At 65.1% G+C, this 13,392-nt stretch carries 10 protein-coding genes and 2 riboswitches; of the genes, 6 read left to right on the top strand and 4 right to left on the bottom strand.

Annotated elements, in window-relative coordinates:
• The first annotated feature begins 44 nt into the window (after positions 1-44).
• A riboswitch (glycine riboswitch) is annotated at positions 45-133 on the top strand.
• A gap of 1 nt (position 134) precedes the next feature.
• A riboswitch (glycine riboswitch) is annotated at positions 135-220 on the top strand.
• A gap of 18 nt (positions 221-238) precedes the next feature.
• The 3 genes from gcvT to gcvP are packed head-to-tail and all read left to right on the top strand — an operon-like array spanning position 239 to position 4,604.
• Complete coding sequence (gene gcvT, locus EYE40_RS08075; protein WP_130981469.1) at positions 239-1,372, top strand: glycine cleavage system aminomethyltransferase GcvT; 1,134 nt, start codon at positions 239-241, stop codon at positions 1,370-1,372.
• Positions 1,372-1,743: a glycine cleavage system protein GcvH gene (gene gcvH / locus EYE40_RS08070; RefSeq protein ID WP_130981468.1), complete on the top strand. Its 372-nt coding sequence runs from the start codon at positions 1,372-1,374 to the stop codon at positions 1,741-1,743. The genes gcvT and gcvH overlap by 1 nt, the downstream gene beginning before the upstream one ends.
• Complete coding sequence (gene gcvP / locus EYE40_RS08065; RefSeq protein WP_130981467.1) at positions 1,743-4,604, top strand: aminomethyl-transferring glycine dehydrogenase; 2,862 nt, start codon at positions 1,743-1,745, stop codon at positions 4,602-4,604. The genes gcvH and gcvP overlap by 1 nt, the downstream gene beginning before the upstream one ends.
• Positions 4,605-4,753: 149 nt before the next feature.
• Here the strand turns inward: gcvP and EYE40_RS08060 are convergent, their stop codons facing one another.
• The 3 genes from EYE40_RS08060 to EYE40_RS08050 form a co-directional block, all read right to left on the bottom strand.
• Positions 4,754-6,370: a solute symporter family protein gene (locus tag EYE40_RS08060; RefSeq protein ID WP_130981466.1), complete on the bottom strand. Its 1,617-nt coding sequence runs from the start codon at positions 6,368-6,370 to the stop codon at positions 4,754-4,756.
• Positions 6,367-6,747: a DUF485 domain-containing protein gene (locus EYE40_RS08055; protein ID WP_130981465.1), complete on the bottom strand. Its 381-nt coding sequence runs from the start codon at positions 6,745-6,747 to the stop codon at positions 6,367-6,369. The genes EYE40_RS08060 and EYE40_RS08055 overlap by 4 nt, the downstream gene beginning before the upstream one ends.
• A 138-nt stretch (positions 6,748-6,885) precedes the next feature.
• Entirely contained in the window at positions 6,886-7,665 is a 780-nt protein-coding gene (locus EYE40_RS08050; protein ID WP_240034760.1) for a CPBP family intramembrane glutamic endopeptidase, read from the bottom strand.
• A gap of 255 nt (positions 7,666-7,920) precedes the next feature.
• On the opposite strand from EYE40_RS08050, the gene EYE40_RS08045 reads away from it, so the two are divergent.
• From EYE40_RS08045 to EYE40_RS08035, 3 genes are all read left to right on the top strand, one after another.
• The gene (locus EYE40_RS08045) at positions 7,921-9,804 is read left to right on the top strand and encodes an ABC transporter family substrate-binding protein (protein ID WP_130981463.1); all 1,884 of its coding nucleotides are present in this window, start codon (positions 7,921-7,923) and stop codon (positions 9,802-9,804) included.
• Positions 9,805-10,030: 226 nt separating this feature from the next.
• Complete coding sequence (locus EYE40_RS08040) at positions 10,031-11,572, top strand: ABC transporter permease subunit (protein ID WP_130981462.1); 1,542 nt, start codon at positions 10,031-10,033, stop codon at positions 11,570-11,572.
• A gap of 2 nt (positions 11,573-11,574) precedes the next feature.
• The gene (locus tag EYE40_RS08035) at positions 11,575-12,768 is read left to right on the top strand and encodes an ABC transporter permease (RefSeq protein WP_130981461.1); all 1,194 of its coding nucleotides are present in this window, start codon (positions 11,575-11,577) and stop codon (positions 12,766-12,768) included.
• Here EYE40_RS08035 and EYE40_RS08030 read toward each other — a convergent pair.
• Positions 12,765-13,388 (bottom strand): PH domain-containing protein, encoded by a 624-nt coding sequence (locus tag EYE40_RS08030; protein WP_130981460.1) that lies wholly within the window; start codon positions 13,386-13,388, stop codon positions 12,765-12,767. The genes EYE40_RS08035 and EYE40_RS08030 overlap by 4 nt on opposite strands.
• Positions 13,389-13,392: the final 4 nt, after the last annotated feature.

The following is a 13,392-nucleotide window of genomic DNA, read 5'->3' as shown; positions in this document are numbered from 1 at the left end:
CACCCTTGGTAGGCTGGTCGCACAAACGAATACCGGGCCGCACATATCGCGATGCGGGAGAGTCCACCGAGGTGGACACCGAAGGAGCAAGCCTCTCCGCCAATCTCTCAGGTCTCAGTACCGCATCACGAAGGCCACTCTGAAAAAACCGTTCGATCGGTTACCCACGGTGAAAACCAGTTACAACTGGTGAAGCTCTCAGGTCCATGACAGAGGGGGAGTTCTTATCCGCGGCAGCATGCCCCAAGGAGAACTCGTGACCGATCGCTTCAGCCCCCTGCACCAGATCCACGTCGACGGTGGCGCCAGCTTCACCGACTTCGCCGGCTGGCAGATGCCCGTCAGCTACGGGTCTGACCTGGCCGAGCACCACGCCGTTCGCACGGCAGCCGGTATCTTCGACATCTCGCACATGGCCGAGATCCAGGTCATCGGCCCCGATGCCGCGGCGTTCCTCGACTTCGCCCTCGCTGGCAAGATCTCCGCCGTCAAGCCGATGCAGGCCAAGTACTCGCTGCTGCTCACGCCCGAAGGCGGCATCATCGACGACCTCGTCGTCTACGCGAACGGCACCCACGAGTTCCTCGTCGTTGCCAATGCTGGCAACCGGTTCGCCGTGGTTCCCGCGCTGGTCGAACGTGCCGTCGGTTTCGACGTGGCCGTCAACGACCTGAGCGACGAGGTCTCGCTCATCGCCGTTCAGGGCCCTGCTTCGAGGGCGATCCTCGAGTCGACCGAGGGACTCAGCATCCTCGACGGGCAGACCCCGCTCGACGAACTCAAGTACTACTGGTCCACCGCTGCGACCTTCGCGGGCAGCAACGTCTTCATTGGGCGCACCGGTTACACCGGCGAAGACGGCTTCGAGCTCTATGTCGACGTCGCTGATGCCGCAGCCCTCTGGAAAGCGCTCTCCGCGGCGGGTGCCGCCCATGGGCTCGTTCCCGCCGGTCTCGCGAGCCGTGACACCCTTCGCCTCGAAGCCGGGATGCCGCTCTACGGCCACGAGCTCGGACTCGACACATTCCCCGCGCAGGCCGGTCTCGGCCGCGTGGTCGCCCTGGCCAAGGAGGGCGACTTCGTCGGTCGCGCGGCTTCCGAAACCGGGCCCGCCGAGGGAGCCCGCGTGCTCGTGGGCCTGAGCACGGAAGGGCGCCGCGCAGGTCGAGCGGGGTATCCCGTGTTCGACGGCGAGACCGAGGTCGGCGTCATCACCTCGGGAGCGCTGTCTCCCACGCTCGGGTTCCCGATCGCGATGGCGTACGTGGACCCCGCGGCCGCGACATCCTCATCACTATTCATCGATGTTCGGGGTACGAGAATCCCGGCGTCCGTTGTAGCACTTCCCTTCTATAAGAGAGAGGCCAAGTAATGGCTGACGAAAAGACCCTCCAGTACACCGCAGAGCACGAGTGGATCCTGGTCGACGGCGAGACCGCGACCGTCGGCATTACCTCCTACGCCGCCGACAAGCTCGGTGACGTCGTGTATGTCGACCTGCCGAAGGTCGGCTCGGATGTCGCGGTCGGCGCCATCGTGGGAGAGATCGAGTCCACCAAGTCGGTCGGCGAGTTGTTCGCTCCCGTTGACGGCACCGTGCTCGAGGCGAACGAGGCGGTCGTCTCCGACCCGAGCCTCGTCAACAGCGACCCATTCGGCGAAGGCTGGCTGATCAAGGTCAGCTTCAGCGCGCTCCCCTCGCTGCTCACCTTCGACGAGTACAGCGCACTGGTCGCCGAGTAATGACGATTCCCTTCACCGAACGACACATCGGCACCGACACCGCGGCGCAGGCGACCATGCTCGCCGCGCTCGGCTACGACTCGGTCGAGCACCTCGTCACGGCAGCCGTTCCGGAGTCGATCCGCGTGCAGCCGATCGAGAACTCCACCATCCCGCTCGCCGCCTCCGAGCGCGACGCCCTTCGTGAGCTGCGCGCCCTCGCCGGAAAGAACACCGTGCGCCAGTCGATGATCGGCCTCGGCTACTACGACACCATCACGCCCGCCGTGATCAAGCGCAACGTGCTTGAGAACCCGAGCTGGTACACCGCCTACACGCCCTACCAGCCGGAGATCAGCCAGGGCCGCCTTGAGGCACTCATCAACTTCCAGACGATGGTCGCCGACCTCACCGGCCTGACCACCGCCAACGCCTCTATGCTCGATGAGGGCACCGCCGTCGTCGAGGGGATGCTGCTCGCGCGTCGCGCCTCGGGCTCCACCAGCAACGTCTTCATCGTGGACGCCGACGCGCTCCCGCAGACCAAGGCGCTCCTCGCCAACCGCGCCGATGCCGTCGGTATCGAGCTCGTCGAGCTGGACCTCGCCTCGGTGGTCGAAGCCCTTCCCTCAGCCTTCGGCATTTTCGTGCAGTACCCCGGTGCCTCGGGACGCGTCTGGGACCCGACCGCCGTGATCGCCGCCGTCAAGGACCAGGGCGGCCTCGCCGTTGTCGCCGCCGACCTGCTCTCGCTCACCCTGATCAAGGCTCCGGGCGACCTCGGAGCTGATGTCGCCGTCGGCACGTCGCAGCGCTTCGGTGTGCCCATGGGCTTCGGCGGACCGCACGCCGGCTACATGGCCGTGCGCGCAGGTCTCGAGCGCCAGCTCCCCGGACGCCTTGTCGGTGTCTCGCAGGACGCCGACGGACACCCCGCCTACCGTCTCTCGTTGCAGACACGCGAGCAGCACATCCGCCGCGAGAAGGCCACGTCGAACATCTGCACCGCCCAGGTGCTGCTTGCCGTCATGGCGTCGATGTACGCGGTCTATCACGGACCCGACGGCCTCAAGCGCATCGCCGAGGGCGTGCACCGCACCACCATCAACGCTGCCGCCCGCCTGCGCGCCTCGCAGGTCACTGTCGTGCACGAGTCCTACTTCGATACCCTTCTCGTGAGCGTTCCCGGACACGCCGCCGAGGTGACCGCCGCCGCCTACGAGGCCGGCGTTCTCTATGGTGCAGTGGATGACGACACCGTCCGCCTCAGCTTCGACGAGGTGAGCGCCGCCGACGCCGAGCTGCTCGACCGCATCCTCGCCCCGCTCGGCGCCGAGCCGCTCGCGGGCAAGGAGAAGGGCACCTGGCGCCCGGCATCCCCGATCGCCACGGATCTTGTACGCGAGTCGGAGTACCTCACCCACCCGGTCTTCAACACGCACCGCTCGGAGACGAGCATGATGCGCTACCTCAAGTACCTCGCCGACAAGGACTACGCACTCGACCGGGGCATGATCCCGCTGGGCTCCTGCACGATGAAGCTCAACGCGGCATCCGAGATGGAGGCCGTCACCTGGCCCGAGTTCGCCGGAATCCACCCGTTCGCGCCCGAGGCCGATGTCGAGGGCTACCTGACCCTTATCGACCAGCTGCAGACCTGGCTCGCCGAGGTCACCGGATACGACTCGGTGTCCCTGCAGCCGAATGCCGGCAGCCAGGGCGAGCTCGCCGGACTGCTCGCGATCCGCGGGTACCACCGCGCCAACGGGGATCTCGATCGCACGGTGTGCCTCATCCCGTCATCTGCTCATGGAACGAATGCCGCCTCGGCCGTGCTCGCCGGAATGAAGGTGGTGGTCGTTGCGACCAATGACCTCGGCAACGTCGACCTCGACGACCTGCGCGCCAAGATCGCGACGCACGCCGACAACCTCGCTGCGCTCATGATCACCTACCCGTCGACGCACGGCGTGTATGAGCACGACGTGAAGGACATCACCGCAGCCGTGCACGACGCCGGTGGCCAGGTCTACGTCGACGGCGCGAACCTCAATGCCCTTCTCGGCTACGCGCGCTTCGGCGACTTCGGCGGGGACGTCTCGCACCTCAACCTGCACAAGACCTTCTGCATCCCGCACGGCGGCGGCGGACCCGGTGTCGGACCGGTCGCGGCGAAGGCGCACCTCGCGCCCTTCCTGCCGGGCCACCCGATGGCGCAGCGCGAGTTCTCGGGCAACCCCGCGAACGTGATCAGCGCGGCTCCATACGGCAGCCCGAGCATTCTCCCGATCTCATGGGCGTACGTGCGCATGATGGGTGCGGATGGGCTCAAGCAGGCGACCGGTGCCGCGGTCCTGGCCGCGAACTATGTCGCGGTGCGCCTTCGCGACCACTACCCGGTGCTCTACGCGGGTGACAACGGACTGGTCGCGCACGAGTGCATCCTCGACCTGCGCCCGCTCAAGGAGGCGACCGGCATCGACAACAACGATGTCGCCAAGCGGCTCGTCGACTACGGCTTCCACGCCCCGACGATGTCGTTCCCGGTCGCGGGCACGCTGATGGTGGAGCCGACCGAGAGCGAGGATCTCGCCGAGATCGACCGCTTCATCGACGCCATGATCGCGATCAAGCTCGAGGCCGACGCTGTCGCCGCGGGCGAGTGGCCCGCCGACGACAACCCGCTGCACAATGCACCGCACACCGCCCAGTCGGTGATCGTGGGGGAGTGGAACCACCCCTACGACCGCGAGAAGGCCGTGTACCCGGTGCGCGGACAGGTGCGTAACAAGTACTGGCCGTCGGTGCGCCGCATCGACCAGGCCTGGGGCGACCGCAATCTTGTCTGCGCCTGCCCGCCGATCGAGGCCTTCGCCGACTAAGCCTCACCAACTCAGGAGCGGGGGGCCGAGGGCCGGATAATCCAGTCCTTGGCCCCCTGCTCCTGAAAGCTCGGGCTGCCGCGGGTAAGAGCCCTCGGTCGCAGGCTCCCTCGGCGCGACGCCCCCCGCAATCGCTGGCGCGATTGCGCTTAGTGGTCCGTCGCACCCTCCGCGCCGTGGCCGGTGAGCGACCGCACCTCCATCTCCGCGGCGACGGCGGGGTTCTCGAGGGTGCGCGAGGTGATCGTTCCGAGCCAGCCGAGCAGGAAGCCGAGCGGGATCGAGATGATGCCGGGGTTGCTGAGTGGGAACCAGTGGAAGTCGACGCCCTGGATCATCGAGGTCTCGGTGCCGGAGACGACCGGCGAGAACGCGATGAGGATGATCGCAGAGCCGAGACCGCCGTACATGCTCCACAGCGCGCCCCTGGTAGAGAAGCGGCGCCAGAACAGCGAGTACAGGATCGTCGGCAGGTTCGCCGAGGCCGCGACGGCGAAGGCCAGCGCGACGAGGAACGCCACATTCTGCCCCTGCACCCCGATGCCGCCGAGGATCGCAAAGATGCCGATCACGACAACCGTGATGCGCGCCACCTTCACTTCAGATCCGGGGGCGGCCTTGCCCTTCTTGATGACACTCGCGTACACGTCGTGCGAGAACGACGCCGCGGCGGTGATCGTGAGACCCGCCACGACGGCGAGGATCGTCGCGAACGCCACCGCCGAGATGATGCCGAGCAGAACCGGCCCGCCGAGCTCGAACGCGAGCAGCGGGGCCGCCGAGTTGACGCCTCCCGGTGCCGCCTTGATGCGATCCGCACCGATGAGGGCGCCGGCTCCGTAGCCGAGCACGAGGGTGAACAGGTAGAAGAGTCCGATCAGCCAGATCGCCCAGACCACCGAGCGTCGGGCCTCGCGGGCGGTCGGCACCGTGTAGAAGCGCATCAGCACATGGGGGAGTCCTGCCGTGCCGAGCACCAGCGCGAGGGCCAGTGAGATGAAGTCGAGCCTCGAGAGGTCGGTGAGTCCGTACTGCAGGCCCGGATTCAGTACTGCGGCCCCTCCGGCCTCGGCAGCGGCACCGAGAAGGGTCGAGAAGTTGAACCCGTGAATCGCCAGCACCCAGATCGTCATCACGAACGCGCCGGCGATGAGCAGCACAGCCTTGATGATCTGCACCCAGGTGGTGCCCTTCATCCCGCCCACCAGCACGTAGAGCACCATGATCGCGCCGACCACCGCGACGACGAGGGACTGCCCCACCTTGTCGTTGATGCCGAGCAGCAGCGAGACGAGCCCGCCGGCCCCCGCCATCTGGGCGAGCAGGTAGAAGAAGCAGACGGCGAGCGTTGTGGTCGCCGCAGCCACCCGCACCGGCCCCTGCTTGAGACGGAACGACAGCACGTCGGCCATCGTGAACTTGCCCGTGTTGCGCATGAGCTCGGCGACGAGCAGCAAGGCGACCAGCCAGGCCACGAGGAAGCCGATCGAGTACAGGAACCCGTCGTACCCGTTGATCGCGATCGCGCCGCAGATGCCGAGGAACGACGCTGCCGACAGGTAGTCGCCCGCGATGGCCGTGCCGTTCTGCGGCCCGGTGAACGATCGGCCGGCCGCGTAATAGTCGGCGGCCGTCTTGTTGTTCCGGCTCGCGCGCAGCACCACCACAAGAGTGATCGCCACGAACGCGCCGAAGATGGTGATGTTGATCCAGGGTGTGCCGACTGTGGTGGATGCCGCGGTCGCAGCCATGACCGAAACGCTCATCGTCCTGCCTCCTCTTCTGCGGTGTTGCGCGCGGCAAGCCCGTCATCGAGCCCCGCACGGATCTCCGTGGCGAGCGGATCGAGCCGCCGATTGGCGTAGGACACGTACCACGTGGTGATCGCGAACGTGGTGACGAACTGGCCGAGGCCGAGCAACAGCCCAACGTTGACGTTGCCGAAGACCGGCGTCGACATGAAGTCGTGCGCGTAGTCGGCGAGCAGCACATAGGCGAAGTACCAGAGCAGGAAGGCTATGGCGAGGGGGAAGACGAAGCTGCGATGCCGCTTCTTGAGCCGCACGAACGGCTCGGACTGTTCTACCTGTTCGAAGTGGCTGATTGTTGACGGTATTCCGGAATCCGGAGCGTTGTTGCTCACGTTTCACCCCTCTGACCATGACACCCGAAGGTGACCGCACCTCAGCGTGCGATGCCCTACAGTAGTCATGACCCCCGAACGGGTGTCAACACCCCGGCCGGTGGGCGCGCGGGTTTTTTCGTCGTTGCGTAAAAAGCGCTACGATGCGCCATTTCCGAAGACTTGGGGCAGCAGACCGGCGATCCACGGGTAGCCGATGAAGATCGCGGCGTCGAGCGCAAAGTGCGCGATGACGAGCGGGAGCAATCGCCCATACCGCGTGTAGAGCCAGCCGAAGGCGATGCCCATGGCGACGTTGCCGACGAAGGATCCGATGCCCTGGTACAGGTGGTAACTGCCGCGCAGCAGAGCGCTCGCGACAATGATCTGCCAGCGGCCCCAGCCGAACTGCGCGAGTCGCGCGTAGAGGTAGCCGATGGCGATGACCTCCTCGGTGATCCCGGCGCGCAGGGCCGACAGCAGCAGCACGGGAATCGTCCACCAGTACGTGTCGAGTGCCGTCGGCACTACGTTGACCGTGATGCCGAGTGCACGACCGCCCAGGTACACACCGATGCCCGGGATGCCGATAGCCGCCGCAAGCCCCAGCCCGAGCAGGGCATCCCGCCACGGCTTCTCGAAACTCAGCCCGAGGGCACCGAGATGCGGCCGCGTGGCACGCCAGAGCAGGAAGCCGACCAGTGCGACGGGCATCAGGTCGAAGAACACCCCCATCACCTGATAGATCAGGTCGAAGGTGGGCCGCGGGCTCAGCGAATTGTTGATCGTGGCGGTCTGGGCGCCGAGCGACTCGTCGCGGGTGAGGCGATTGACGATCGCGACAATGGAGTACAGGGCGGAGGCGCCGAGTGAAAGACCGAGAACGATGAGGATCTCTGCGGTCAGTCGGGAACGACCGGGTATCTCGGGAGAGCTCACTTTTTCGATGCTACGCGGTTCGCGAAGACGATTCGCATCGTCGATCGCGCCGGTTTGCAACATTATTGCGTAATCTGCCCGATCGACGCTCGATTGTTGTTATCTGCGCAACGATGTGGAGAGTGCGTTACCACTGTGTAACGTTTCTCCTTACAGTTTGTCAGGAGTGGATGAGCCTACTTATGGTTCATCTATCAGGTCGGCGTGCACGCACCATTTTGTGCTGCCGAGTGTCCAGTTTCCACAGGAGGAAAATTGAAGATCAAGCACATAGCAGCCACGGTTGCTGTTGTCGCTGCGAGCGCGTTGGTGCTGAGCGGTTGCTCACAGCCCTACGTCTCCGAGGTCGTAGAGGGAACGGAGATCACTGTTGCGTACAACAGCGGCTTCTTCCACTACAACTCGCTGAGCGGCGCCGGCAACAACACGGCCAACGGTAACGTCACGTACATCGCCAACTCCGGCTTCAGCTACTACGACGCAGAGCCCAAGCTCGTTCGCAACACCGACTTCGGTACCTTCGAGAAGACCAGCGATGACCCGCTGACCGTCAAGTACACGATTGCCGATGGCGTCACGTGGTCTGACGGAGTGCCGGTCACGGCCGACGACCTCCTCCTCGCGTGGGCTGCAAGCTCGGGCAACGTCAAGAGCGGCGAGAACGCCTTCGCCCCCGCCTCGACCGCAGGCCTCAGCCTCGTCACCGAGACCCCCAAGATCACGGACGACGGCAAGACGCTGACGCTCGTGTACTCCAAGCCCTACGTCGACTGGGAGCTCGCTCTCGGCATCGGCGTCTCGGCTCACGGCACCTACGGCCTGGCCTTCCCCGACGAGTACAAGGCAACCCTTGACCTCTTCGACAAGTACACCGCCGCCAGCGATGACGGCAAGGAAGCAGCTCTCAAGGCATACCAGGAGTCGGCCAAGAAGTTCGGTGAGTCCGCACAGGGCAAGCTGACCAAGGCCATCCAGGACGGTGACGAAGAGGTTCTCGAGCCCGTCGCCAAGTCCTGGAACGAGGACTACGGCTACACCACGATGCCGGAGAACCCACTTCTCTACCTGTCGAACGGTCGCTACGTGATCTCCGACATCAAGGAAGACGAGTTCATCACCCTGTCGGCGAACCCGCTGGACACCTGGGACTCCTCGGCCAAGTTCGAGAAGATCACGATCCGTACGATCGAGGACTCGACCGCTGCCCTCCAGGCACTGGAGAACGGCGAGCTCGACATCTGGACCGGTCAGCCGACCTCTGACACCCTCGCCGTTGCGCAGGGTATCTCGACGGCCTCGATCGAACAGCGCGTCCAGGCGTCGTACGAGCACCTCGACCTGACGTTCAACAACGGTGGCCCGTTCACCGCTGAGGGCAACGGTGGCGACGAGGCCAAGGCACTCGCCGTCCGCCAGGCCTTCCTCAAGGTCGTTCCCCGCCAGGAGATCGTCGACAAGATCATCAAGCCGCTCGACGCGGCCGCGAAGATCCGCGACTCGTTCCTCGTCAGCCCTGCTGATGAAGGCAAGTACGCGACGATCGTCAAGGACAACGGATCGGCCGACTACCTCGATGTTGATATCGAGGGCGCCAAGCAGCTTCTCGCTGACGCCGGTGTCACCACCCCCGTCTCCGTCAAGTTCTGGTACCCCGAGGGCAACGTCCGTCGCGGCCAGGAGTTCGAGCTCATCTCGGCCTCCGCGGCTCTCGCCGGATTCAACCTCGTTGACACCAGCGAGCCCGACTGGGTCTTCACCGACCCCGCCGCCGAGCCGATCAACACGCACGACGTGACCCTGTTCGCATGGTCCTCGACGAGCCTCGCGATCTCTGGTTCCGACCAGATCTTCGGTACTTACACCGACCCGCTCCAGAAGGGTGGCAACTACAGCGGCTACTCCAACACGGCAGTTGACGAGGCACTCGACACGCTCGAGGTAACCGTCGACCCCGACGAGCAGACCGCACTGCAGCTCAAGATCGAGCAGGAACTGTGGAAGGACGCATACGGCACGACCGTGTTCCAGTTCCCCGGCCTCCTCGTCTGGAGCGACCAGGTCACCGGTGTGAAGGACAACCCGCTCAGCCCGAACTTCTTCTGGAACTTCTGGGAGTGGACTCCGGTCACGAGCAACTAGCACGATCGATCCGATCCGGGTGGGCCTCGTGCCCACCCGGTGACGGATCGCAGCAGGACAGATCACGGTGAGGTGCCGGGGCCACGCTTCGGCACCTTCACCGTGAGAGCTGGGTTTCGCGGTCTCGCCCATTCAGAGAGACCCCATTCGCGGTGTACACATCCCGCTCGTTTACCATTGACGTGGCGGCAGCGTTGCTGCCCATGACTACCTGTTAGGAAGCTCCGTGCTGACATTCGTGGTGAGACGACTCCTGGCGACGATTCTCGTTGTCCTGGCTGCCTCGTTCATCGTCTTCTCCTTGACGTCAGTCTCGGGAGACCCGTTGCTCGACCTCAAGGGATCCAGCTCCCCGAACCGCCAGGAGCGTATCGACGCCCGCATCGAGCAGCTGAGGCTCAACGATCCGATCCCCGTGCGATACGTGGACTGGCTGGGCGGCGCGGCAAAGTGCGTGATCGGGCAGTGCGACCTCGGCACCTCGTTCACACGTGGTGACCAGCCCGTCACGGATGCGATCGGCTCCGCCGTGTCATCCACTCTTCAGCTGATCACGGCCGCGACGATCCTGGCCATCGTGCTCGGTCTCTCGATAGGCATGATCACGGCTCTGAGGCAATACAGCGGCTTCGACTACGTGATCACCTTCATAACGTTCATCCTCTATTCGCTACCGATCTTCTGGGTTGCCGTACTGCTCAAGGAGTACGGCGCGATCCGCTTTAACGCCTTCCTCTCCCAACCCGACATACCCTGGTGGCTGATCGTGCTGATCGGCCTCGGCGCCGGTCTTGTCTGGATGAGCATCATCGGCGGTGATCTCCGTCGTCGCGGAATCGCCTTCCTCGGCGGCGCCCTCGCGACCGGCCTCATTCTCGGCACCCTCGTCATCACCGACTGGTTCTCGACCCCGACGATCGGCATTCCCGGGATCCTGCTTACCGGCGCCGCGATCGCCGTCGGAATCACGCTGCTCTCCACCGGACTGCAGAACCGCCGGGCGTTGCTCGCGGCGGGAACGACCGTCGTGTTCTGGGCGGCCGTGTGGTCGCCGCTGCAGTACCTGTTCTTCACCGGTCGCGATTGGTGGTGGATCGTGCCGGCCCTCGTCGTCGTCGGAATCCTCGTCGGCATCGGCGCCGGTTACGCGTTCGGCAAGGACGACAAGCGGCAGCTCGCCCGCACGGCAGCCCTCACCGGTGGACTTGTGGCGCTGATCGTCATCGTGGACCGCGTGCTGCTCGTCTACCCCGAGTACCTGCAGCGCATCCCGATCAAAAATGGCGCCATCGCCACCATCGGTTCGCAGACCCCGGGTCTCGACGGCGACATCTGGATCACCATGATGGACACCTTCACCCACCTGCTGCTGCCGACCATCGCGCTCACACTGATCTCGTTCGCCGCGTACACGCGGTACGCACGAGGCAGCCTGCTCGAGGTGATGAATCAGGATTACGTACGCACGGCTCGCGCCAAGGGACTCACCGAGCGCACCGTGATCATGCGCCACGCCTTCCGCAACGCGATGATCCCGATCGCCACGATCATCTCCTTCGACATCGGCGCTCTCATCGGAGGCGCGATCATCACGGAGACGATCTTCGCCTGGCAGGGAATGGGGTACCTGTTCAACGCGGGCCTCCGGGCGGCCGACGTGAACATCGTGATGGGTGTCTTCCTCGTCACCGGTGTCGTCGCCGTTATCTTCAACCTCATCGCGGACCTTGTATACGCCGCACTTGACCCACGAATTCGGGTGGCATAACCATGGCTGACAAAAAGAACCCCACCGCTCCCGGCGAGCACGACGGACCCATCGCGAACGGCCCGATCGCTCCCGAGCAGACCAGCCTCGAGACCCTTCCCGGGGATTCGGGCGAGGACCTGTCGCGCGGCTCCGAGCAGTCGATCGACCAGCGCCAGGTGGCCGGACTCAGCCAGGGTGCCATCGTGCGCAAGCGCTTCTTCCGCCACCGTGCCGCGGTGATCGCGCTGGTCGTGCTGACCGCGCTCATCATCTTCGTCTTCACCGCGGTCGGCACCGTCATCGGCGGAACGGGCCGACTGATCGTCGTCGACGGCCAGCAGGTCATCGACGGAACGCGCATCTTCGGCTGGTGGAACCAGGAGTGGTACCGCAGCTACGCGGTGCTGAATGCCGGCGGCACCCCGACGCTGTCGGTCTTCCCGCCCATCGTGGGAGAGCACCCGTTCGGCCAGGACACCCTCGGTAAAGACGTGTTCGCCCGCGTGATGCGCGGAGCCCAGCAGTCACTGACCGTGATGTTCCTGATCGGAATCCTCTCGACCGTCTTCGGAATCATCATCGGAGCCATCTCCGGTTATTACCGCGGCTGGATCGACGCGCTGCTCATGCGCTTCACCGACACGATCATCATCATCCCGGTGATCATCCTCGGAGCCGTTCTCGGAAAGACCATCGGTGGAAACGCGATCGCACTGGGCATCGTGCTCGGCGCGGTGTCGTGGACCGGTCTCGCCCGCCTCGTGCGCGGCGAGTTCCTCAGTCTTCGCGAGCGCGAGTTCGTGGACGCCGCCAAGGTCGCGGGTGCCAGCCCCGCGCGCATCATCTTCCGCCACATCCTGCCCAACGCGGTCGGGGTGATCATCGTCAACACGACGCTGCTCATGAGCGCGGCGATCCTGCTAGAGACTGCGCTCAGCTACCTCGGCTTCGGCATCCAGGCGCCCGACATCTCGCTCGGCCAGATCATCAGCGAGTACAAGGAGGCGTTCCGTACGCGTCCATGGCTGTTCTGGTGGCCGGGCCTCTTCATTGTGGTGATCGCGCTCTGCGTGAACTTCATCGGTGACGGCCTGCGCGACGCGTTCGACCCTCGCCAGAAGCGCCTTCCCGGCAAGGACAGCGCCTTCGACAAGGCGAAGGCCATGGTCTTCAACCGTGGCGCGAAGAACGACCTGCAGGGCGGGACGTTCTAGTGAACGGCGCTGAAAACGGCGGCCGCGCCGAGAACCACCAGCGCAGCGATCGTCACGAGATGCCACTGGATGTCCGGACGCTCCTTCTCGAGCCGCGCCGAGTCCAGATGACCAGCGTCACGCAGGGCCTCCCAGCGCATGCGCACAACGAGGGCGGCCTGCCCCGAGTCGCTCGCGGGGTTGTCTCCCGGGCGAATGGTGCCGGCGAAGTACGTGGATTCGGGCAGGCGGGTCAAATCGCTCTTGTCGGTCTGGCCGACGCTGTAACGCGTCGGAGCCGGAGCGGCCCACGCGGCGAAGTGGCCGTAGTCCGTGAACAGCGTCAGGGCGAACTTCGTATCGATGCGCTGGATGGACGGCCATGGCAGGTGGATCGTGCGCAGAACGTTGCGCAGGGTCACCCCGCCGTCACTCACCGTGACGCTCGGCTGCCAGAACACCGCGAAGGCGAGATAGCTCACGAATACGAACGGCCACGAGGAGACGAGAAGTCCCTCCAGCCCGGAGTCGGCAACAGTGACAACCAGCCCGTAGGCGGCGATCGCGACTGTAATGACCGCGAGGATGCGACCGAACCGGGACGGCATAGTGATGTCGGTCTCGATCTGTCCATTAGCCATGCCC

Source organism: Glaciihabitans arcticus (assembly GCF_004310685.1).
Taxonomy (GTDB): Bacteria; Actinomycetota; Actinomycetes; order Actinomycetales; family Microbacteriaceae; genus Conyzicola; species Conyzicola arctica.
This window is presented reverse-complemented; position numbering and strand designations above follow the sequence as displayed.